23 protein-coding genes are annotated in these 22,255 nt (G+C 55.6%); 16 read left to right on the top strand and 7 right to left on the bottom strand.

Annotation, left to right across the window (positions count from 1 at the left end; genetic code table 11):
- The first annotated feature begins 88 nt into the window (after nt 1-88).
- From QU606_RS00200 to QU606_RS00160, 9 genes are all read left to right on the top strand, one after another.
- Entirely contained in the window at nt 89-1,114 is a 1,026-nt protein-coding gene (locus QU606_RS00200) for an IS110-like element IS1383 family transposase (RefSeq protein WP_019692570.1), read from the top strand.
- A 665-nt stretch (nt 1,115-1,779) separates the two neighbouring features.
- Nucleotides 1,780-2,607, top strand: a complete 828-nt coding sequence (phnC, locus tag QU606_RS00195) for a phosphonate ABC transporter ATP-binding protein (protein WP_003118432.1) — start codon at nt 1,780-1,782, stop codon at nt 2,605-2,607.
- Nucleotides 2,604-3,467 carry a phosphate/phosphite/phosphonate ABC transporter substrate-binding protein gene (gene phnD / locus QU606_RS00190; RefSeq protein WP_010466255.1) on the top strand — a complete coding sequence of 288 codons (864 nt, stop codon included), beginning with the start codon at nt 2,604-2,606 and terminating at the stop codon, nt 3,465-3,467. The genes phnC and phnD overlap by 4 nt, the downstream gene beginning before the upstream one ends.
- An 8-nt stretch (nt 3,468-3,475) precedes the next feature.
- On the top strand, nt 3,476-4,303 hold the full coding sequence (gene phnE / locus QU606_RS00185; RefSeq protein WP_010466252.1) for a phosphonate ABC transporter, permease protein PhnE: 828 nt from the start codon (nt 3,476-3,478) through the stop codon (nt 4,301-4,303).
- Between the two features lie 8 nt (nt 4,304-4,311).
- Nucleotides 4,312-5,322 carry a phosphonate dehydrogenase PtxD gene (ptxD, locus tag QU606_RS00180; protein ID WP_003118429.1) on the top strand — a complete coding sequence of 337 codons (1,011 nt, stop codon included), beginning with the start codon at nt 4,312-4,314 and terminating at the stop codon, nt 5,320-5,322.
- Nucleotides 5,316-6,185, top strand: coding sequence for a LysR family transcriptional regulator (locus QU606_RS00175; protein ID WP_010466239.1), 870 nt, complete (start codon nt 5,316-5,318; stop codon nt 6,183-6,185). Before ptxD ends, QU606_RS00175 begins: the two co-directional genes overlap by 7 nt.
- Nucleotides 6,186-6,292: 107 nt before the next feature.
- Nucleotides 6,293-7,273 carry an IS5-like element IS1384 family transposase gene (locus QU606_RS00170; RefSeq protein WP_010466230.1) on the top strand — a complete coding sequence of 327 codons (981 nt, stop codon included), beginning with the start codon at nt 6,293-6,295 and terminating at the stop codon, nt 7,271-7,273.
- A gap of 336 nt (nt 7,274-7,609) precedes the next feature.
- Nucleotides 7,610-8,407: a sulfite exporter TauE/SafE family protein gene (locus tag QU606_RS00165; RefSeq protein WP_019821372.1), complete on the top strand. Its 798-nt coding sequence runs from the start codon at nt 7,610-7,612 to the stop codon at nt 8,405-8,407.
- Between the two features lie 280 nt (nt 8,408-8,687).
- Nucleotides 8,688-9,185 carry a tetratricopeptide repeat protein gene (locus QU606_RS00160; protein ID WP_019821370.1) on the top strand — a complete coding sequence of 166 codons (498 nt, stop codon included), beginning with the start codon at nt 8,688-8,690 and terminating at the stop codon, nt 9,183-9,185.
- A gap of 76 nt (nt 9,186-9,261) precedes the next feature.
- Here the strand turns inward: QU606_RS00160 and znuA are convergent, their stop codons facing one another.
- Both znuA and QU606_RS00150 read right to left on the bottom strand, forming a co-directional pair.
- On the bottom strand, nt 9,262-10,251 hold the full coding sequence (gene znuA, locus QU606_RS00155) for a zinc ABC transporter substrate-binding protein ZnuA (RefSeq protein WP_019821367.1): 990 nt from the start codon (nt 10,249-10,251) through the stop codon (nt 9,262-9,264).
- Nucleotides 10,252-10,493: 242 nt separating this feature from the next.
- The gene (locus tag QU606_RS00150) at nt 10,494-11,804 is read right to left on the bottom strand and encodes an MFS transporter (RefSeq protein WP_019821365.1); all 1,311 of its coding nucleotides are present in this window, start codon (nt 11,802-11,804) and stop codon (nt 10,494-10,496) included.
- A 175-nt stretch (nt 11,805-11,979) separates the two neighbouring features.
- Between QU606_RS00150 and QU606_RS32805 the strand changes: the two genes are divergently transcribed.
- Nucleotides 11,980-12,222, top strand: coding sequence for a YHYH domain-containing protein (locus QU606_RS32805; RefSeq protein WP_368773269.1), 243 nt, complete (start codon nt 11,980-11,982; stop codon nt 12,220-12,222).
- Nucleotides 12,223-12,270: 48 nt separating this feature from the next.
- Here QU606_RS32805 and QU606_RS00145 read toward each other — a convergent pair whose 3' ends face one another.
- The 3 genes from QU606_RS00145 to QU606_RS00135 all read right to left on the bottom strand — a co-directional run bounded on the left by QU606_RS00145 (nt 12,271) and on the right by QU606_RS00135 (nt 15,102).
- On the bottom strand, nt 12,271-12,723 hold the full coding sequence (locus QU606_RS00145) for a chromate resistance protein ChrB domain-containing protein (RefSeq protein ID WP_019821364.1): 453 nt from the start codon (nt 12,721-12,723) through the stop codon (nt 12,271-12,273).
- Nucleotides 12,724-12,806: 83 nt separating this feature from the next.
- Entirely contained in the window at nt 12,807-14,165 is a 1,359-nt protein-coding gene (chrA, locus tag QU606_RS00140; RefSeq protein WP_019821362.1) for a chromate efflux transporter, read from the bottom strand.
- Nucleotides 14,158-15,102, bottom strand: coding sequence for a chromate resistance protein ChrB domain-containing protein (locus QU606_RS00135; protein ID WP_024078242.1), 945 nt, complete (start codon nt 15,100-15,102; stop codon nt 14,158-14,160). Before QU606_RS00135 ends, chrA begins: the two co-directional genes overlap by 8 nt.
- 411 nt (nt 15,103-15,513) lie before the next feature.
- On the opposite strand from QU606_RS00135, the gene QU606_RS00130 reads away from it, so the two are divergent.
- Nucleotides 15,514-15,714 (top strand): heavy-metal-associated domain-containing protein, encoded by a 201-nt coding sequence (locus QU606_RS00130; protein ID WP_019821359.1) that lies wholly within the window; start codon nt 15,514-15,516, stop codon nt 15,712-15,714.
- Between the two features lie 118 nt (nt 15,715-15,832).
- Here QU606_RS00130 and flgB read toward each other — a convergent pair whose 3' ends face one another.
- Nucleotides 15,833-16,246, bottom strand: coding sequence for a flagellar basal body rod protein FlgB (gene flgB / locus QU606_RS00125; protein ID WP_019821357.1), 414 nt, complete (start codon nt 16,244-16,246; stop codon nt 15,833-15,835).
- A 384-nt stretch (nt 16,247-16,630) separates the two neighbouring features.
- Between flgB and QU606_RS00120 the strand changes: the two genes are divergently transcribed.
- The 5 genes from QU606_RS00120 to QU606_RS00100 all read left to right on the top strand — a co-directional run bounded on the left by QU606_RS00120 (nt 16,631) and on the right by QU606_RS00100 (nt 21,520).
- Nucleotides 16,631-16,837, top strand: coding sequence for a co-regulatory protein PtrA N-terminal domain-containing protein (locus tag QU606_RS00120; protein WP_019821356.1), 207 nt, complete (start codon nt 16,631-16,633; stop codon nt 16,835-16,837).
- Nucleotides 16,838-17,054: 217 nt separating this feature from the next.
- Complete coding sequence (locus QU606_RS00115) at nt 17,055-19,031, top strand: copper resistance system multicopper oxidase (protein ID WP_024078243.1); 1,977 nt, start codon at nt 17,055-17,057, stop codon at nt 19,029-19,031.
- A gap of 232 nt (nt 19,032-19,263) precedes the next feature.
- Complete coding sequence (locus tag QU606_RS00110; protein ID WP_019821351.1) at nt 19,264-20,238, top strand: copper resistance protein B; 975 nt, start codon at nt 19,264-19,266, stop codon at nt 20,236-20,238.
- Between the two features lie 9 nt (nt 20,239-20,247).
- Nucleotides 20,248-21,063 (top strand): cytochrome c, encoded by an 816-nt coding sequence (locus QU606_RS00105; protein WP_024078244.1) that lies wholly within the window; start codon nt 20,248-20,250, stop codon nt 21,061-21,063.
- The gene (locus tag QU606_RS00100) at nt 21,053-21,520 is read left to right on the top strand and encodes a DUF411 domain-containing protein (protein WP_024078245.1); all 468 of its coding nucleotides are present in this window, start codon (nt 21,053-21,055) and stop codon (nt 21,518-21,520) included. The genes QU606_RS00105 and QU606_RS00100 overlap by 11 nt, the downstream gene beginning before the upstream one ends.
- Nucleotides 21,521-21,825: 305 nt before the next feature.
- Here the strand turns inward: QU606_RS00100 and QU606_RS00095 are convergent, their stop codons facing one another.
- The gene (locus QU606_RS00095; protein WP_032874284.1) at nt 21,826-22,158 is read right to left on the bottom strand and encodes a DUF2790 domain-containing protein; all 333 of its coding nucleotides are present in this window, start codon (nt 22,156-22,158) and stop codon (nt 21,826-21,828) included.
- Between the last annotated feature and the right edge of the window lie 97 nt (nt 22,159-22,255).

The raw sequence follows: 22,255 nt of genomic DNA, 5'->3' as shown, positions 1-22,255 counted from the left end.
ACATCAATAGAGGATCCTCGCTGCCCCGGCATCTAGGTGCCAAAGTGGAGAGTGGATAACAAACACCACTTGAGCAGGAGGATCCACCATGAAACATAGCGTAATTGGCATGGACATCGCCAAGAAGGTTTTCCAGCTGCACACCGTTGATCAGTGCACTGGGAGGATCGAGCGTATCAAGCTGCGCCGTGATGAAGTGCTGGCGTTCTTTGCAAATTATCCGACCAGCCTGGTGGCAATCGAGGCCTGTGGCAGTGCCCACTGGTGGGCACGTCAGCTTCAACAGCAGGGGCATGAGGTACGACTACTCGCCCCTCGTTCAGTACGCCCCTTTGTGCTGCGAAACAAAACCGATGCGGCTGACGCTCAAGCCATCTGGACAGCGGTGCAGCAGCCCGGCGCTTGCCTGGTGGCAATCAAGCAGGCGGATCAGCAGGCGATCCTCTCGCTACACCGTATCCGCTCCCAGTTGCTGAAATTTCGCATCATGCAGAGCAATGGCTTACGTGGGCTGCTTTACGAATTCGGAATCGTGCTGCCAGAAGGTTATACCCAGCTGAGCAAGGCCGTTCCGGAGGCCTTCGCCGATGCTGAGCATCGAGTGCCTTCCATGTTGTTGGACAGCCTACGCGATCAGTGGACTCGGATTATCCAGTTGGATGAGGAAATTCGAAAAATCGAACTGCGTTTGAAACAGTGCCTGCGTGAGAGCTCCGACTGCCAGAAAATTGCAGAGATTCCCGGAATTGGTTTGTTGACCGCTACAGCCGCTGTTGCCTCACTGGGAGATGCGACAACCTTCCATTCTGGTCGCCAGTTCGCGGCTTGGCTGGGACTGGTTCCTCGACAAACGGGCACCGGTGGCAGAGTTCGGCAACTGGGGCTGAGCAAGCGCGGAGACACCTATCTGCGAACGCTGTTGATGCATGGTGCTCGCTCGATCCTCAATAGAGGACACCGGTCAGAGTGGGTTGAACGCTTGTTGACCAGGCGGCCTTATAACGTGGCGGTCGCCGCAGTGGCTAACAAGCTCGCCAGAACCCTTTGGGCCGTGTTGGCCAAGGGCTCTACGTATCGGGCCGAACTCTTTACGGCATGCCCTACGGGGCATTGAAAACAGTAACCAACAGACTTCACAAGGAGCACAGGCGGTAAGCACGTGATGGCGAAATAGGTCAGACCGTGACGGGGTAAACCTGGTAGGGAATATGAGCCACGGGCACAGCCTTCAGCTCGATTTTCAGATGAGGGCCTCGTCAGCGGATTCCATCAGGGCCAGCAGGTTTTTCGGCCTGCACAACAGGCCGGATATAAGACTGCTCCTACCTACGCGCCAGCATGGCTACCTATTGAGCTCCGGGAGGCGTCCATATAAGAGTTTCCCTAGCATTAAGCTGGGCGCGACAACAGACGTCTAGTTGGGCGGCACCTGAAGGTTTCGACCAGCCACATAACGGCCTAGGTCAATCGACGGGCAAGAATAGAATGTCTCCTATAGTCCGCTAGTGTGCGCTCTCTTGCTTGGATGGCATTACGTTCTGGCCCAACGTTACTGTAGCGAATCCGCAGCAGTATCAATCAAAGCCTCCTGTATCCCGCGTGAAGAAAGACGCTACGTTGCGCCCGTTCTTCCACGGCTTCGCTTGCCGCCCCGCTACGGCAGATTCGAAGTATTCATCGAAATGTCATCCTTTAGAAGCAGTGCGGTAACAAGGAATTTCTACCCTTTGCATCGCGAACCGCAATTGTGCGGCCAGCAATATTGCGAAAGGTGATCAAATGACGCCCCATCCGATACAGGACGCCGTGCTGCGGGTCGACCGGTTGAGCGTCGTCTATCCAGGCGGCGTGACAGCCCTACGCGATACCTCGATTGCATTTCGGCGTGGTGAGTTCACCGTGCTGCTTGGTCTCTCGGGCGCAGGCAAGTCGACCTTGCTCCGTAGTCTCAATCGACTCGTCACGCCCACTGGCGGCAGTGTCACCAGCGAACTCGGTGAACTCGGCAGCGGCTCGGCCTTGCGTCAGCATCGTCGGCGTACCGCCATGATCTTTCAGCACCACCAGCTAATCGAACGTCAAAGCGCACTGGCTAATGTGCTTACCGGTCGGCTGGCCTTTCACAACACGCTCCGCTCGCTGTTTCCTCTGCCGCGTGCCGATCAGGAGATTGCGCTCAGTTGCCTCGCTCGGGTCGGTCTGGCAGACAAGGCGCTAAGCCGGGTGGACAAACTGTCCGGTGGCCAGCAGCAGCGGGTAGGCATCGCGCGTGCGCTAGCGCAACAGCCGGCGATCATTCTGGCCGATGAGCCGGTAGCCAGTCTCGACCCGGCCACTTCGGTCCGTGTTCTCGGATTGCTGCGCGACATCTGCAAGGAAGACGGCATCACCGCCATCGTTTCGCTGCATCAACTCGAATATGCCCGCCGCTTCGCCGATCGCGTCGTCGGGCTGGCCGATTCTCAGATCGTTTTCGATGCCGCGCCCTCGGAACTCACCGATGCGCAGCTTGAGCGCATCTATGCAGGCCGCTCTACGACTCAGCCAGCGAATGCTCCGGCTGAACCACCTGTCATGCTCGAACCTTCACTGGAGATGTCCCGATGAAACGCTTATCCGCGCTCTTATTGACTTGCTTGCTGTCCGCTGTTTCAAGTTTGTCCGCCCTAGCGGCCGATGCCGATCCGGATGTGCTAAAGGTTGCCCTGCTGCCGGACGAAAACGCCTCCGAGCTGATCAAGCGTAACCAGCCGCTGAAGGATTATCTGGAAGAGCATCTGGACAAGAAGGTGCAGCTGATCGTAACCACCGACTATTCCTCGATGATTGAGGCGATGCGCTTTGGCCGTATCGACCTGGCGTATTTCGGTCCGCTGTCCTACGTCATGGCCAAAAGCAAAAGCGACATCGAGCCCTTCGCTGCCATGGTCATCGACGGCAAGCCGACCTATCGCTCGGTGATTATCGCCAATGTGGCGTCAGGCGTGAATGAGTATGCCGACCTTAAGGGCAAGAAGATGGCCTATGGTGACCGGGCATCGACGTCCAGCCATTTGATTCCCAAAACCGTGCTTCTTGAGACGGCCGATTTGACGGGTGGGCAGGACTACGAACAACATTTTGTGGGCACGCATGACGCCGTTGCCGTCAACGTGGCGAACGGCAACGCCGATGCGGGTGGGCTGTCGGAGGTAATTTTCAATCACGTAGCCGAACGTGGCCTAATCGATCCGAGCAAGGTGAAAGTACTTGGTTACAGCGGCGAATACCCCCAGTACCCCTGGGCGATGCGCTCGAACCTGAGCCCCGAGCTGAAAACCAAGGTGCGGGATGTATTCGTCGGTATCGACGATCCCGAAGTGCTGCGCAACTTCAAGGCCGAGGCCTTCGCGCCAATCACCGACGCCGACTACGATGTGATCCGCAACATGGGATCGCTGCTCGGCCTCGACTTCGCCACGATGTGAGCACCGATATGTCTACTCATTACGACGTGCAGGCGCTGCCTGCAGAGCAACGCGAGCACATCCTTCGAGGCTTCGGCCTCGGTTGGTGGCGCCAGCTGGGGCAGGTGGCGATTGTATTCGGAGTGGTGCTGTTGGCCTGCTGGTACGTGGGGCTGCTCGATGCCACCACGCTGCTGAACGGGCTGCCCTCCATCGCGACCCTGGCAGGCGAGGCCATGCCGCCAGACTTTTCGGGCTATCGAAGCTGGATTCGCCCCTTGATCGACACCTTGGCGATGAGCATCGCCGGTACGGCCATCGCAGTGGTGTTCTCGCTGGTGGTGGCCTTCGTTGCAGCGCGCAATACGGCGCCGCACCCCCTTGTGTTCGGTGTTGCCCGGGTGCTGCTCAATGCCCTGCGGTCGGTGCCGGAGCTGATCATGGGCATCATCTTCGTTGCAGCCGTAGGGTTCGGCGCCTTGCCGGGCGTGCTTGCCCTGGGTCTGCATTCGGTCGGCATGGTCGGCAAGTTCTTCGCCGAGGCCATCGAGCACGTCGACGAAGCGCCGGTGGAAGCCGCTCGGGCGGCGGGGGCTACGCCGATGCAAGTGCTGCTGCACGCGGTTTTGCCACAGGTGACGCCGCAGTTCGCCGACGTGGCGATCTACCGCTGGGAATACAACTTTCGCGCCTCCACCGTGATGGGCATGGTTGGCGCCGGCGGTATCGGCTTCGAACTCATGGGCTCGCTGCGCATCATGCAGTACCAGGAGGTTGCAGCAATCCTGCTGGTCATCCTGGCCATGGTCACGCTAGTAGACGCCTTCAGTGGCGTGCTGCGCAAACGTTTCAAATAGGACAAACCATGCTGCCGAAACTCGTTATAACTCACCGAGTACACGATGAGATCCTGCAACTGCTGGCGCCACATTGCGAGCTGATGACCAACCAGACCGACAGCACGCTGACGCGCGAGGAAATTCTGCGCCGCTGCCGCGATGCTCAGGCGATGATGGCGTTCATGCCCGATCGGGTCGATGCAGACTTTCTTCAAGCCTGCCCTGAGCTGCGTGTAGTCGGCTGCGCGCTCAAGGGCTTCGACAATTTCGATGTGGACGCCTGTACTGCCCGCGGGGTCTGGCTGACCTTCGTGCCTGATCTGTTGACGGTCCCGACTGCCGAGCTGGCGATCGGACTGGCGGTGGGGCTGGGGCGGCATCTGCGGGCAGCAGATGCGTTCGTCCGCTCTGGCGAGTTCCAGGGCTGGCAACCACAGTTCTACGGCACGGGGCTGGATAACGCTACGGTCGGCATCCTTGGCATGGGCGCCATCGGACTGGCCATGGCTGATCGCTTGCAGGGATGGGGCGCGACCCTGCAGTACCACGAGGCGAAGGCTCTGGATACACAAACCGAGCAACGGCTCGGCCTGCGCCAGGTGGCGTGCAGCGAACTCTTCGCCAGCTCGGACTTCATCCTGCTGGCGCTTCCCTTGAATGCCGATACCCAGCATCTGGTCAACGCCGAGCTGCTTGCCCTCGTACGGCCGGGCGCTCTGCTTGTAAACCCCTGTCGTGGTTCGGTAGTGGATGAAGCCGCCGTGCTCGCGGCGCTTGAGCGAGGCCAGCTCGGCGGGTATGCGGCGGATGTATTCGAAATGGAAGACTGGGCTCGCGCGGACCGGCCGCGGCTGATCGATCCTGCGCTGCTCGCGCATCCGAATACGCTGTTCACTCCGCACATAGGGTCGGCAGTGCGCGCGGTGCGCCTGGAGATTGAACGTTGTGCAGCGCAGAACATCATCCAGGTATTGGCAGGTGCGCGCCCAATCAACGCTGCGAACCGTCTGCCCAAGGCCGAGCCTGCCGCATGTTGAATCCGGTCTGGCTGAAGAGCCTGGTAGCGATCGTTCAAACAGGCAGTTTTCAGAGCGCGGCGAGGGCGTTGGGGCTGGCCCAGCCGACGGTGTCGCAGCACTTGCAGAAGCTTGAAGAGCAGGTCGGCGTAACGCTGGTGCAGCGCAGTCGTAGCGGCTGCCAGCCTACCACACGGGCGCTGGCCTTCATGCCGCATGCGACCGCCTTGCTCGACATGCACGCCCGGGCGCTAGAAGCCCTGCATGGCAATCGTGAGCGCGTCGGGGCCAGCTCCAACATCGGCACCTACCTTCTCCAGCCATTCGTGCGCAACTATCTGACGACCGCAAATGAGAGGGGCGAGGTGGATCTGCGCATCGCCGCCAACCCGGATGTGGCCGACCAGCTACTGGCGGGCCAGCTCGACGCCGCGATCATGGAATGGTGGCTACCTCACCCCGACTTCGAACACCGCCTCTGGCGGGTCGAGCCGCTGGTGCTTATCGTCAGCCCCGACCATGCGCTGGCTGAAGCAGGGTGCATAGAACGTGATCGTCTGGTGGACCTGCCGATGCTGGGAGGTGAACCGGGTAGCGGTACCGGACGGCTTCTGACCGAATACTTTGGCGAACTGGGCGTGCCTCGCAGCGGTATGCAGCTAGGCAGCACCGAGGCAGTCAAACAAGCAGTGAGGGCGGGACTCGGCGTGTCGTTGGTGATGGCTTCCGCAGTACAAGACGAAGTTCGCAGTGGCGCGCTGGTAGCTCTTCCCATCCCGGGGCTTGAAAAGCGTCTCCAACTGATCTGGCGCAAACCTCCCGGAAATCTGCACCCGCCGGGATTTGTGCGGCACTTATTGGAGGAGGCAGATCTAGCTGGATAAGGTGATGGATGGTTGCGATCCAGCGCTTGGCTTGTCAGCCTAGGGAAACTCTGAAAAAGACTTTCTGATTTGGCAAAATACCGCGACCCCACCCACCGAGTTTCCCGATGAAGCAGATGACCTTCGCCGACGCCGAGTACGCTGGCAAGCGCAAGCAAACCCGCAAGGAGTTGTTCCTGATCGAGATGGATCGGGTGGTGCCGTGGAAGGGCTTGATTGCTTTGATCGAGCCACATTATCCGAAAGGTGAAGGTGGCCGTCCGGCCTACCCGTTGATGGCGATGCTGCGTGTGCATCTGCTGCAGAACTGGTTCGGCTACAGCGATCCAGCGATGGAGGAAGCGCTGTACGAAACCACGATCCTGCGCCAGTTTGCCGGGCTGAACCTGGAGCGCATCCCCGACGAAACCACCATTCTCAACTTCCGCCGCTTGCTGGAGAAACACGAGCTGGCGGCCGGCATCCTCGCTGTCATCAATGGCTATCTGGGCGACCGCGGCCTGTCGCTGCGCCAGGGCACCATCGTCGATGCAACGCTGATCAATGCGCCCAGTTCGACCAAGAACAAGGACGGCAAGCGCGACCCGGAAATGCACCAGACCAAGAAGGGAAACCAGTATTATTTTGGCATGAAGGCCCACATCGGCGCCGATGACGAATCGGGTCTGGTGCACAGCGTAGTGGGCACGGCGGCCAATGTGGCGGATGTCACCCAGGTGGACAAATTGCTGCATGGCGACGAAAACGTGGTCTGCGCCGATGCAGGCTACACCGGTGTCGAAAAGCGGCCCGAGCATGAAGGACGTGAAGTTATCTGGCAGGTGGCGGCACGCCGCAGCACCTACAAAAAACTCGATAAGCGCAGCGTGCTGTACAAAGCCAAGCGCAAGATTGAAAAGGCCAAGGCTCAGGTGCGCGCCAAGGTCGAGCATCCGTTCCGGGTAATCAAGCGCCAGTTCGGTTACACCAAGGTGCGCTTTCGCGGCTTGGCCAAAAACACGGCGCAACTGGTGACACTGTTCGCTCTGTCGAACCTGTGGATGGCGCGCCGACATTTACTGACGAATGCAGGAGAGGTGCGCCTGTAATGCGGGAAATGGCCACCGGAGTGGGGTCCGGGTGGCGAAAACGTAAGAAATACTCGTCGAATTGATTGTTTTTTGATCATTTGGCGAGTTTAAAAGTTGCGCTAGGTGGTATGCCGGGGAAATACATGGCTACTTCAGACCATCCCTAACGCACAGGACTGCCAGCGGTTAGTCAGCGCACGCCATCAGCAAGCGTTGGCGAACTCTTTGTTTGATGGGCTACGGCAACACTTCAGCCGACGCCCTCCAGTGAACACTTATCTAGCTTGGCAGAAGGACCAGGAAAGATCCTAGTCTAGCTTTGTAGTTTCAGGGCGCTGAAAAGAAAAATGAGCAATGACCTCAAGTAGAGAAAAAAACAAACCAATAGTATTTGGTAGCGGCACTATTATCGGTGCCCTAGGTGGGCTGATTGGCTTGGGTGGCGCAGAGTTCAGGCTGCCACTACTCATCGGATTGTTTGGTTTCGGTGCGTTGGAGGCTGTCATTCTCAACAAGGCCATGAGCCTCGTGGTGGTAGCCACAGCTCTTCCATTTCGCGCATTCAGCGTTCCCTACTCTGCGGTCTTTGAACGGTGGGACATCATCGTCACGCTTCTGGCTGGAAGCCTTGCGGGTGCTTGGTTTGGAGCGGGATGGGCAACCAAGCTCAAGAGTAAAACCTTGTACCGCGTTTTGGCAGTGCTGCTCGTAGGCATCGCTGTTGCTTTGCTGTTCGGCCATGAGGCAAGCGCAACTGGGGTCGCCCTGCTTCAAGGCGAGACACTGGCTATAGTCGGGATCGTGGTTGGCTTCGGTATCGGAGTAGTTGCTGCATTGATGGGGGTTGCTGGCGGTGAGTTGTTAATACCCACAATCGTTCTACTATTCGGTGCTGACATCAAGCTCGCTGGCAGTCTTTCACTTGCTGTGAGCCTGCCCACAATGATTGTGGGTTTCACGCGATACAGCCGCGACCAGAGCTTTTCGATAATCCGCGCTCAACGGCCATTCATACTGGTCATGGCAGCGGGTTCCATCATAGGAACATTCATCGGCGGGCAATTACTAGGTCTGATCCCGACAACATATCTCCTCCCGTTGCTCGCCGCCATTCTCCTGATTTCCTCGGTAAAAGTATGGCGTCATAGTTGAACTTTGACTCGGCCGCTAAGGGAAAGGCACTCGCCCATGAACCGAATTTACTGGTCTGGCCAAAAACCTCAATTTAGTAGTACCTGAGCGCACGGCAACCTTGGGCCGCCCTTGTGGTTCGCACTTATGCGGCGGCAATTCTTCAATTTCACTCGCTCGCGGTAGAGGAGGCCACGCCAGCACATCCCTTAAGTAGGTATACGGATCATGGCTTAAAGGTGACGGGTGGATTCTTTGCTAGGATTATCGATAGTGCTCCAAGACAAAATCAGGATTCGCCATGCACGCCCGCCATGTACCAGTTTACCTTGTGCTGCTTGGTGTTCTGAACACGGTCTATGCAGGTTTCGATGAAGGTTTCTCGGCTTTTCAGCGAGGAGATTTCACCGCCGCTTTACGTGAATGGCGACCTTTAGCTGAACAGGGCAACGCTGCCGCACAATCCAACCTCGGAATGATGTACGTCCAGGGCAAAGGCGTGCCGCAGGACTTCAAGGAGGCCATCAAGTGGTATCGCCTCGCTGCCGAGCAGGGGGCAGCCCTCGCTCGATCCAACCTCGGAGTGCTATACGCCAATGGTTATGGGGTGCCGCAGAATCACGTGGTAGCTTATGCGCTCTTTAGCCTGGCGGCCGCGAGCGCTCCTGACAGCATTGCGTTAGAAGAGCGCGATAGGATTACCGCTTCAATGACGCCACAAGAGATTGAGGCCGCGCAGAAGCTGACGCAGGACATGTCTGGCAATCCCATCAAAGCCATAGATGCGTATCTTCACTGAAAAGGCGATGACCTATGGCCCGAAATATTGTGCCGATCATCATCCAGTTCGGCTCAATCGTATGCATAATTCCATTTCAAAGTTGATCAAGACACCCAGCAAGACCATCGCTGAGATTCATCAGCAATTGCTCGTAGTTGTTGGACAAGGGTTTTAGACCAAAGCCCAGCGCATCTAGTTCGGCAAAATGCACTGGCAGGCCATCGCTCAAGGTTTGCGCCAGACGTGGACGCATGGGTGGTTCGCTAAATATACAGGTAGGTCCAGCAGCCTTGAGGCGCTCTCGCATCTCTGCGACGTGGCGTGCACCAGGCGGGACCTCGGCGTTGATTGCGAAAACTCCAGTGTGCTGCAATCCGTAGGCCTCCTCAAAGTAGTCGAAAGCCTGGTGGAAGACGAAGAACGGTTTGCCTTCCAGCGGCTTGAGGCGCGCTTTTAGTTTGATATCGAGGGTTTTTAAGCGTTGCTCGAAGGCATCCAGATTTGCTTGGTAGCGAGCGGCATTGCCTGGATCGACAAGAGCCAGATCCGAAGCCATGTGTTTGGCGATCAACCGTGCATTCTCAGGTCTCAGCCAGAGGTGGGCATCCAGTGCACCGGGTCGATGAAGTTGGTCATGATTATCGACCTGCAATTCTGTTGCCTGCTCTTTTGCATCATGCCCCTCAGATTGATCTCCGACAGGCTCGTCGTCATGTCGATGCTCCTCGCCAAAATGCCTTAGGTGCAGCCCCTGCATGTCCTGCACAGCCACGCTCTTGCCCTTTCGGCCCTCAAGTACGGTAGGCAGAAAGCCCTCCAAGTCTGGCCCGATCCAGTAAACCAGGTCTGCTTCTTTTACCTGACGCAAGTCCGAAGGACGTAACGTGTAATGGTGAGGTGAAGCACCGGCTGGTAGTAACACATCAGGTGTCCCGACACCGTCCTGCACGGCCGCAGCAATGAGTTGCAGCGGTTTGATGCTGGTTAGAACACGGGGTTCGGCGAAGGCCGAGGCGGCCACCAACCAAGTCAGGGTCACGGCGGGCAAAAGGGAAGAGAGGCGAGGCAAGGCGGCATCACTCATTGATTTTTATAGTTACATAATAACATACCGATCAGCCGGCATGTTCAAGTCGATCCGTGAATTCTGGATTGAGCGATGGAGTGCATATCTGCCGTTGCTTTGCAGCACGCAGTACTCCCACGGCAGTGCTTCGAGGAACCGGCCTGCTCCAGGCTGACTTTCAGGGCGAGCTGGTCTCTTCAGATTTTGGCGGCCAATCATGCAGTTTGCCTGGAGCAGCCTTAAAGCAGGTGTTGACGCGGTTACCTATTCGGCCAGCGACGATGTTGATCATCAATGACATATGGATGTTCATGATCGGTGCCGCTGTGTCCGTCCAGGTGAGTATGGTCATCCGACAGATTCTCATGGCTGTGCCTGATACTCTCTTGATCATGGGCCGGACGCCAGATCACGATGCTGACCGCCAATGCGCTACCTGCCACGACAACGAGCCCAACAAACGAGGCCGTGAGGCTGATGTTGGCACCCAGCCATCCCGCCAATGGGTAGGTAATCAACCAGCAGGCATGGGATAGCGCAAATTGGGCGGCAAACAACGCCGGGCGATCTTCGGCATGTGCAGAGCGACGCAACAGTCGACCGCTCGGAGTCTGGGCCAAGGAGTAGCCCACCCCAAGCACCATCCACAGCGGCAGCAGAAAGTTGTAGGTGGTCAGGTTGATGCCAACCGCTAAGCCTGCGACCAATATGCCTCCGCCAAACAGCATGGCCGTTCGGTCTTTGATGTTTTTCAACAATCGAGGCAAGACCAGGGCAGCGACCATCGAGCCGCCACCAAACGCAGCCAGCGCTAATGCCGTAGAACTCTGAGGCAGAGCGAAGCGCGACTGCACCAGCACTACGGTGTTGACGATGACCATTGCACTAGCAGCCGCTACCGTCAGATTGAGAGCCAGCAGCCCCCGCAAGCGAGGAGTGGCCAGGAATATGCGCAGGCCACGAGTGGTTCGTTCGTAGATGCTGCGTCGTGGCGTCGGTTTCGCCTTTGGCAGGAGTACTGTGGCGACCAAGGCCGCTGAGGCAAGGAACCCGATGACGGTGCCGGCGAACAGGTTATGGAAGCTGATCACGGTCAGCAACGCGGCGGCGAGCATTGGGCTGGCGACACTTTCAAGATCGTAGGCGAGACGTGATAGCGACAAGGCGCGGGTGTAATCGTCCTCATCCGGCAGTATGTCTGGAATGGTCGCCTGGAACGTCGGAGTGAACGCTGCCGAGGCGGACTGAAGGACGAAAATCAGCACATAGATTTGCCAGACTTCGGTCACGAACGGCAACGCCAGTGCAACCACGGCACGTATCAAATCCAGCGAGACCAGCATCGCTCGACGGGGTAGGCGTTCTGCAAAAGCGGCGGCAATCGGCGCCACGCCGATGTAGGCCGTCATTTTAATCGCCAAGGCTGTACCGAGGACGGCGCCCGCTTGGGCGCCCGCAAGATCGAATGCCAGTAGCCCCAGCGCGACGGTGGCGAGTCCAGTCCCTACGAGCGCGATTACTTGGGCGAGAAAGAGATGACGGTAGGTGCGGTTGGCTAGGATTTTCAGCATGAGAAATCTCACATGGAGAGGCGTGTGACCACTAGATTGTCGAGCATTTCTCGAAGAAAGAGAGCAACGAGTTTCTCGTTTATAGATGTTCTTATATCCTCCCTAGGGGGATATCACAACATCCTAAACTAGAGGCGGGGACAGCTCAAGAAATAGGCACTCAGCCTTTCATCGAATGTCAGGGAAACAGCGAGGAAGTTGCTTGCTCGATGAAGGCAATTGGCCATACTCTGCAAGGCGTGAGAGGTCTCACGAGTATAAAAACATGAGCATGGAGCAAGCCCTGATGAAACTGTCTGCCCTTTTGATCGCCGCTTTACTTTCGATTTCGTCCGCTGCTGCCTTCGCGCATAGTGGTGGTACTGATTCAAAAGGTTGCCATCGCAACCATAAAACGAACGACTACCACTGCCACTAAACGGCAAAAGCCCAGCGCTAGGCTGGGCTTCAGTGCGAGCTGGTCTCTTTACATTTGAGGAGGCCAGTTGTGCGATTCACCTTGGCATTCCTTGCACCAGGCATAAAGCGCGTCGTACAGGATCAGTCCATGCGAAAGCATTTCATGATCATCGGAATATCGCTGCGACAGCCCCAGTGAGATGGCGTACAGCCCAGCCGATTGTGGCGTCAGATCCAGACGAGAGGTATCTGCTCCCCGCACGATCTTCGCGAGCTGCTGCAAGGCGGGCTCATTGAGCTGGTACTTCTTCACAAACGCGTCGAAGCTGCACAACTCACCCTCATGGGTAAGCTCTACGCCCGGAATGTCGTAGGGTGTCGCATCTTTCTCAGCTGCAATCCGCAGCACATCACCGCTGGGTACGTACAAGAACTCGGCCTGTGGATCGATAAAGCGAGTGATCAGCCAAGGACAAGCAACCCGATCGATCTTGGGTCGTTCACGGGTAATCCACCTCATGGAACACCTCCTGCCTAGCTCAATAGGCTGGGTGGTCAGGCGAGCCCAATGCCCGCCAAAGATTGCTAATCAATTCATGCTTTCTAGCGCAGCAAATGCACAGCCAACCCGACGAGCGCGCAGGCCATCAGTACCTGAATGACGCCTCGCTTGAAGCGGAACAAGGCAATCGCCGCAGCAATCGCGATCAACGCGGAGGGCCAGTCCAGGTTACCGCTGAAGCCTTTCGGCCAAAGTACGTGATAGCCGAAGAAACACGCCAGATTGAGGATAACTCCCACCACCGCCGCCGTAATGGCGGTAAGGGGTGCCGTGAACTTGAGTTCGTTGTGGGTCGACTCCACCAGCGGGCCACCCGCGAGGATGAACAGGAACGATGGTAGAAAGGTGAACCAGGTCACTAGGGCGGCGGCCACAGCTCCCGCCAGAAATACTTGATCGGCACCGAATACTTGCAAGACATAGGCCCCGACAAAGCCGACGAAAGCCACCACCATGATCAGCGGCCCTGGCGTGGTTTCCCCCAGAGCCAGCCCGTCGATCATCTGCGTCGGGGTTAGCCAGCCATAGTGACCGACCGCGCCTTGGTAGACGTATGGGAGCACTGCGTAGGCTCCGCCAAAGGTCAGTAATGCCGCCTTGGTAAAGAACCAGCTCATCTGGGTCAAGGTTCCTTCCCAACCAAAGAGGGCGGTCAAAATCCCCATCGGCAAAGCCCATAGCACGGCGCCGATCAGTGCGAGCGATGCCAATTTCAACCAGCTGAACCGGGCATGTTCCGGGGACGGAGTGTCGTCATCGATCAAGGCTGGGCCGAAGGACTTTTTGGCGGCGCTATGCCCCCCAGCTCTGAACTTCTCGGGAGCCAGGCGACCTCCGACATAGCCGATTAACGCGGCCCCCAAGACGATCAGCGGGAACGGAACATTGAATGCAAAGATCGCGGTAAATGAAGCCGCCGCTATTGCCCACAGCCAATTGTTCTTCAATGCCCGAGAGCCGATTCTATGTGCCGCCTGCACCACGATGGCCGTTACGGCGGGTTTGATCCCATAGAAAAGTCCGGCCACCGCGGGGACATCGCCAAAGGCGATATACATCCACGAAAGAGCGATCAGGATGAAAAGTGAGGGCAGTACAAACAAAGCACCCGCAATAACTCCGCCCCAGGTTCGATGCATTAGCCAGCCAATGTAGGTTGCTAACTGCTGAGCTTCAGGCCCAGGCAACAACATGCAGTAATTGAGGGCATGCAGGAATCTGCGCTCGGAAATCCAGCGTCGCCGTTCCACCAGCTCCTGGTGCATGATCGAGATCTGTCCGGCTGGCCCGCCGAAACTGATGAAGCCGAGCTTCAGCCAGAACCAGAACGCCTCACGCAGACTAATCGGTTCAGGCCTCGACATATCCTCTTCAACCTCTGGTGCCAAAACCTTACTCATTGGGTTGCTCCTCTTTCACGAACCCGGCGAGCAGGCCATCGAAGATGGCACTTGCAGCTGCCAGCAGATGGTCGTCATGGGTAATGGTTTCACGTAGCCCTGCCAGCACCCGTTCGATACCGGCAGCCTCCACCGGCTGGATACCTCCGATATCGAGGTAGTGCACCAATGCGGCGATACGGTTTAGGCCGGGCTCTTGAAGCTCAAAACTGGCTTGTAGGGTTTCGAAGGTGACGCGGTTACCAACATGGCTGAAGGTTGCGTCATCGAAATCAAAACCCAGGGCACCGACTGGACAGTCCTGTGGCGTGTTCAGCCAGAGGATCTGAGCTTGCGCGTCAATGAAGCGACGAATGAGCCAGGCACACGCCAGTCGGTCGACCCAGGGACGCTTGCGTGTTGCCCAGACGCGTCCCTGATAATCATCAACATAGAGTGTCGTTATTGTTTGGTTGCTGCTGTGTGGCTCATCCGGAGACAGGGCCCTGCTAACCGCTGTCTCTAGCTCCTGCAAAGCCAAATTAATTTGCTGCTTCGGCTTACCTGGAAAGTAATCGATGTTGACCAGTTGTTCGTAGGCTTTGCGCAGCTTGCGAATCTGCTTGGTGGTGGCCAGTGCGTTCTCAGCATTGAGCTGTGCACGGCATGCTTCGATCTCAGTGCGTAGCTTGGTGTAGTCCTCGCTACGGTCGAACAGCTCGACAAAGCGCTCACCGTGAGAATCGACGACGGGCAAGACGTAAGCGGTGCCGTTGATGGCCAGGATGTCGCGTTCGACAGACGCTAACGCTTCACGACAGACACCGGTATCAGGCAGCAGGTAAGCACCATCGCGCAAAACTGCCGCACCTGAAGCTTTCAAAGCGCGCCAAGCCCGCATGCGTTCGGTGGCATTAGCGGTGGGTAAGCCAAGAATCAGAGTCAGCCAATTTTTCATGTAGAGATAGCTATTTAATATGTAGTCAGTATTACATTACTCCTAATCTTGGCGTTTGGAAAGCCGCCCTATAGAGCTAGGGTTTTGGCGAGACCAACTGGAGAAGGGGTTGCGAAGGCAGGGTTAATAGGTGCTGTGCGTGTTGGCCTGTCAGTCAGGCTTTCAAGCTTCAGACGTTCGTGATGAGCGTCCGGTTTTGGCCGTTCTCTGCCGGTCATGGCCAAGAAGCGTACTGGTCGAATCCGATGCAAATGGCTGGTTAGGTCAAATGCAAAAGGGTGGTCCAGACTGTGCAATTACCCATGAATGACGCTCACAACCCGAAACAGATAACTATTGACCTTGCCATCGTGTCAACGTTGATGCTGTCGGTGCGGTGAAAAGAGACCGCTCAGCACGAGAGGAATAACCATGTTCGTCTTAGATGTATCAGGCATTGGTTGCGGCAGTTGCGTCAGCAAAATTACCAAAGCGATTCAGTCACTGGACAACGAAGCTACGGTTTCCGTGGATCGGTCAGCCGGTAAGGTGAGTGTTGAAAGCAGCGAAAGCCCAGAGCAGATTCGTAAAGCTGTCGAGGCGTTAGGTTTTCCTTCTCAGATCAGCGCTTGAATGCTGACACCTGCCCCTAGTCAGAGCCCCGTATGCAGGGGGCTCCCCTTGGTGAACCCTCAGGGAGTACCGAAGCAGCCGCGTCGGCCACAATTACCGCTCGCAAGCCCTTGCGCTACTAATCACCTCGCAGAGCTTTGAGCAAACCTTTGAATGCTCCATTCAACCGAGTAAAAGCGGCGTCGAAACGTATTCCATTTTCTGTGTATTTTGCGACCTCGACCTGCTGATCGACAGTATTTTGATCAATGGCAGGTTGAGCTGGTGTGCTGTAAAGCAACGCACCTCCGTAAATATCACCTGCTGATTCTTTTTCGGTAACGTGTTTTACATTTGTTGTTTTCAAATAAAACGGAGTAGCAGGAGTTTCTGTTGTCTGGCTTGCAAGCACAGTAGAAAAATCTAAGTCTCGGGCCTTGAAGTTCGGCGTATCAGCGTTTGCGATATTGTTACTCAGGATCTCAGCTCTTTGACTACGATAAATTAACGCTCTTTCTGCGAAGCCAAGCGCTTTCTCAAAATTAATACTCACGCTAAATCACCCTCAGTAGCGCTACTATTTCCCATGAACATCGAACACTTAAGTGTTGACGCGGTGCATCCAGGTTCAGATATGCAGTTCCAGTAAAGAAACTAAAAAAACATCTTCCCCTTGAAAGTTAACGGAAACTTACAAAGTCACGCACCTCAAACTGATACTCAGTAAATAGCGGTGTGACGCTGGAAGATCGAGACCTTACGGATTAAATAGCGTGTTCCTCAAGAGAAATATCGCAACCTGACACAACTGTAATATTCACCTAAGGTTCCTGACAGGGGATGAGTCTTATAGTCCTATTGAGCCTTAAGCTCACCCCTAAGAATCATCACTTGATGTGGATTCGGGGGTTACCAATACTCATCCGAGGAAATTCAAATGAACCCCATCAAAACTTTGTTCGTCATCGCAGCCCTGACCGTCTCTTCTTTGGCAATGGCTGAAGGCGGTGGTGACCGGGCGTTCGCACGTATGGAAGCGGCTAGGAATAATTCAATGGAATCGTATCAAGTAGCCCAAAAGCAAAGCACCCAACCTCCCATCGCAGAAAGCCAAGCCAAATCGACGGACCACAAGAATTGCTGAATAGCTTGCTGCGCTCCCAAGCTGACAGAAATGTAATCACTGTGGTGGTTCAAATGTGGCAATTTCTGAGCTCGCTTGCCGTAAGAACTCGTTTTTAGTGACGGCGAGCGAGCTCATTCGGGCTCATTACACCCCCCGAGAGAGTGCCTTCACCTGTTTGAGCAACTCATTGGTTGTTTCGCACGGCTTCCCTTTTGACTGATCGGACATAAACGGCATGCATTCCAAAACCTCTAGGCGGACATTCGTTAAAGGCCTGGCCGCTGGTGGCATTCTCGGCGGCCTGGGTCTGTGGCGCACTCCTGTATGGGCAGTGACCAGTCCTGGTCTGCCGAGCGTTCTCACCGGTAACGAATTTGATCTGTTTATTGGTGAAACCCCTGTAAACATAACTGGCTCGCCGCGCACAGCCATGACCATCAATGGTTCGTTGCCCGGACCTTTGCTGCGCTGGCGCGAAGGCGAGACGGTCACACTGCGTGTGAAAAATCGCCTAGACCAAGACACCTCCATTCATTGGCACGGGATCATTCTGCCCGCCAATATGGACGGTGTACCGGGTTTGAGTTTCCATGGCATCGCGCCCGATGGCATGTACGAGTACAAATTCAAGGTGCATCAGAACGGTACGTACTGGTACCACAGCCACTCTGGTTTGCAGGAGCAGGCAGGCGTTTACGGTCCAATCGTCATCGACTCGAAAGAGCCTGAACCTTTTCAATACAACCGCGATTATGTGGTGATGTTGACTGACTGGACCGATGAAGATCCTAGTCGCGTCATGGCCAAGCTCAAGAAGCAATCGGACTACTACAATCACCACAAACGTACCGTGGGCGACTTTATCGACGACGTCAGCAAGCAAGGTTGGTCTGCTGCCGTGGCCGACCGGAAGATGTGGGCTGAAATGAAAATGAACCCCACTGATCTCGCAGACGTCAGTGGGGATACTTACACCTATCTCATGAATGGCCAGGCGCCTAACGGTAACTGGACCGGTATTTTCAAGCCGGGCGAGAAGCTGCGCCTGCGCTTTATCAACGGCTCAGCTATGAGCTATTTCGACGTCCGCATCCCTGGTTTGAAAATGACCGTTGTGGCGGCTGACGGCCAACATGTCGAACCAGTCAGCGTCGATGAATTCCGCATCGCCGTGGCAGAAACGTATGACGTGATCGTAGAACCTGCCAGCGAAGAAGCTTACACAATCTTCGCCCAGTCCATGGATAGAACCGGTTATGCACGTGGAACCTTGGCAGTTCGCGAAGGATTAAAGGCACAGGTACCTGCGATCGATCCTCGGCCGCTTTTGACCATGGATGACATGGGTATGGGCGGTATGGCGGGCATGGACCATGGCAGCATGGCTGGTATGGGCGGCGGCGATATGAAACAAGGTGACATGTCAGGCATGGCGGGCATGGACCACAGCAAAATGGCGGGAATGGACCAAAGTGACATGACCGGGATGACCGGCATGGACAGCGGTGACATGACTAACATGGCCGGTATGGACCACAGCAAGATGGCGGGAATGGACAAAGGCGACATGTCCAACATGGCCGGCATGGACCACAGCAAGATGGCGGGAATGGACAAAGGCGACATGTCCAACATGGCTGGCATGGACCACAGCAAGATGGCAGGGATGGGCGGTATGGGTGGCGAAATGCAAACTCACCCAGCGTCCGAAACCAACAACCCGTTGGTTGACATGCAAGCCATGAACCCAACGCCCAAGCTAAACGATCCAGGCATCGGGTTACGAAACAATGGTCGTCGAGTGCTCACCTACTCAGACCTGAAAAGCACCTTCCAAGACCCTGACGGTCGCGAGCCCAATCGCACCATTGAGCTTCATCTGACCGGTCACATGGAGAAGTTTTCGTGGTCCTTCAACGGCATCAAATTCTCTGACGCCGAGCCGCTTCGTCTGAAGTATGGGGAGCGTCTGCGTATCACCCTGGTGAACGACACCATGATGACCCACCCCATCCACCTTCACGGCATGTGGAGCGACCTTGAAGATGAGAACGGCAAGTTCATGGTGCGCAAGCACACAATCGACATGCCACCAGGTACCAAGCGCAGCTATCGAGTCACCGCCGATGCCTTAGGTCGCTGGGCCTATCACTGCCACCTGCTTTTCCATATGGAAATGGGCATGTTCCGTGAAGTACGGGTTGATGAGTAAAGGAGACGATCTGTGAGCACATACCTAAATCGTAAATCGCTGGTCGGTTGCCTCTTTGCCGTCGGCTTGATGGGTGGACTCTCGTCCGTGGCGCTGGCAGTCGAAGATAGTAGTGTTCATTCACCTGCTACTCCTGCGGAAGCAACGAGCAAGCCTCCAACTGCGACAAACGAGTCAAAGCCCGATCACGGGTCAATGGATCACAGCAAGATGAGCCATGAGTCGATGGATCATGACCAAAAAACCAAAAAGGCAGATTGAGATCATGACCAGTAAGTTTTTACGCCCAACGTTGATAGCACTGGCAGTCTCTACCAGTCCTGCTTTCTTTGTCGTGGTTCACGCCGCTGAAGAGATGGATCACTCCAAGATGGACCACGGCTCAATCGGAGCTATGGACCATAGCAAGATGGGGGCTATGGATCACAGCAAGATGAGTATGGATGACGGGCAAATGGACGGAATGGAAAGTATGGATGGAGGGGCGACTACCACCAGTCGAACCCCAGTCCCCGTACTTACCGACGCTGACCGTGCAGCCGCCTTTCCAGATGTCGCTGGTCATGGTGTCCACGACAAAAAACTAAATTCCTTCATGCTGCTGGATAAATTTGAGTACCAGGATGCTGACAACGGTAGTGCATTGGCCTGGGATGCAAAAGGATGGATCGGCGGTGACGTTGACCGACTGTGGTTGCGCTCGGAAGGCGAACGTACCAATGGCGTAACGGAAAACGCTGAACTCTCAGCACTTTGGGGGCACTCCATCGGTCCATGGTGGGATGTCGTCACCGGCGTACGACAAGACTTCAAACCCGGGTCACCACAAACTTGGGGAGCGCTCGGTATTCAGGGCATGGCCCTCTATAACTTTGAAGCCGAAGCGACCGCCTACATCGGTGAGAACGGTCAAACCGCTGCTCGATTGGAAGGCGACTACGACATTCTGCTGACCAATCGCCTGATCTTGCAGCCGACGGCCGAAGCCAATTTTTACGGAAAAAATGATCCCCAGCGCGGCATTGGGTCTGGATTGGCAAACACCGAAGTAGGGCTCCGATTGCGTTATGAGATTGTTCGCCAATTTGCCCCTTACATTGGTGTTAGCTGGAGCCGCTCCTACGGCAATACGGCAGATCTGGCCAGCGATGAAGGAGAGGATGCCAACGAGGCCCGGTTTGTCGCCGGTATTCGGATGTGGTTTTGAGGGCCTGACATGAAAAGAACATTGAAAACATTGACTGCTGCCGGGGTGGTTGCCGCAATAACAGGTGCCGGCGTGGTTTATTTTGGTGTGATCAATGTTGGGGCGGATGAACCACATTCCGATCCCGTTTACGCGCTACTTTCCACCGCTCGGGATCGCTCGATCGAAGTGCGCTCACGCGACATTAAAGTCCCCGACCTGAGCGAAGAAGCTCTCATCCGCGCAGGTGCTGGCAACTACAACTCTATGTGCATCGGTTGCCATCTGGCTCCGGGTATTGCAGGAACCGAGTTAAGTAATAGCCTTTACCCTGCACCTCCGAATCTTTCAAAACTGGGCGTTGATGGAAACCCTGCCGCAGCTTTCTGGATCATCAAGCATGGAATCAAATCCACAGGCATGCCCGCTTGGGGTAAAAGCATGGCCGATCCCTACATATGGGGAATGGTCGCTTTTCTCCAGCAACTGCCTTCATTGGATGCAGAGCAATACAAAGCTCTAGCAACCAGCAGCGGTGGTCATCAACACGGTGGCGGTGAGAGCAAAATGCATAACCATGAAGGCCAGCATGAGGGCCAAAAAGGCGTTGTCGCGGGGCATCATGACGCGAGTGCAGCCGAAGAGATAGCCGAAGCAGGCGACCATCATGGCGAGAGAAACAGCGCTCATGCCCATGAGGCGGCCGCAGCGCCTTCTCAGGATGAAAGTACCGAACACGCCCATCCTCAGGTTGTGGAGGCTTCACATGACGCCCCTGAAACTCCGGCCACTCAGCCAAAAACTCATACCCACGCTGATGGGAAGGAACATACCCATGCGAAATAACTTTCTTCGTCCCGGTCGGGCACTTCGCCTCGCTGCATTTGCGGCTCTGTTTATCAGTTCAGCTGGTCATGCAGCAGAGTCGCTGACGATCGACGTCCATCGTGACGCTAACTGTGGATGCTGCAAGAAGTGGATCCAGCACCTTGAAGCTAACGGCTTCACCGTCGTTGATCATGTAGAAACCAACATGAGCGCGGTCAAGCAGGATCTCGGTGTTGCTCCACGACTCTCGTCCTGCCACACAGCAATGATCAATGGAAAGTTTGTTGAAGGTCACGTGCCCGCCGAGCAAATCATTGCGATGAGCAAACGTGACGACCTTCTCGGGATCGCCGTTCCTGGCATGCCGGCCGGCTCCCCAGGAATGGAAGTGGACGGGAAACATGACGCTTATAAGGTAATCGGCTTGTCCAAAGCAGGCACAGACCACGTCATTGCTGAATACCCCGGAAACTGATCTTCTAATCTTGTTCCTGCATGGTCAGGGTCATGGCAGTGCAGAGGACATAGCTCATTTTGAACGTAAAAAAGGCGCCACTAGGGCGCCTAAACCGCCTCCCAAACCAAAGGAGAAACAAGGAGGCGGGATGTATCTGGTGGTTGAGCAATACTTCACTGCGCGTTAGAAACCTTTCAACTGACAGAGATGATTTCATAAAATGGATAACTTCAGCCTGTCCTGAAAATTACTTCTACGTCAGCGGGCAGTAAGCTTGTTCGGACAAACGGAAAATTATGTTGCGCTTAAATAATTTGCATGGTCTAGCTTCCATGTGGGCAGTTGTCGGCCATAACCTTATATTCCACGGTGTTAAGCTTGCCGGTAGAGTCTTCGTAGGTCATGCGCGAAGGAGCAATACCACAGGTTTTATTGGCTTGTGTGACACTGACGACCTTCTGGATATCGAGGTTCATACCATATTCATAATGAACAATTTCAGGAGGTGTCTTACCATTTCTTGAGGCGTATTGTTCCATTGCCTGTTGGTTCTCTTGCATCATTCGACCATAAACGCGGTCACCGCCTCCCTCAGCCATGGCCAAAGCAGATAAGGTCAAAATAGTAGCGGCAAAAAATCCTTTCATTGCTGTCATTGCTTTCATAATTATCTCCAGAGCTCAATTATTTCTGAGTTAAAGAGTAACAAGTGAAAGCTTTCAGAAAGCTGCCGCGAATGTTACTAATGTGAAA

Origin of the sequence: Pseudomonas sp. OVF7 (assembly GCF_030644265.1) — a bacterium.
In the GTDB taxonomy this organism is placed as follows: Bacteria; Pseudomonadota; Gammaproteobacteria; order Pseudomonadales; family Pseudomonadaceae; genus Aquipseudomonas; species Aquipseudomonas gorinensis.
Note: the sequence above shows the minus strand (reverse complement) of the source record. Positions and strands in the feature narration are given on the sequence as shown.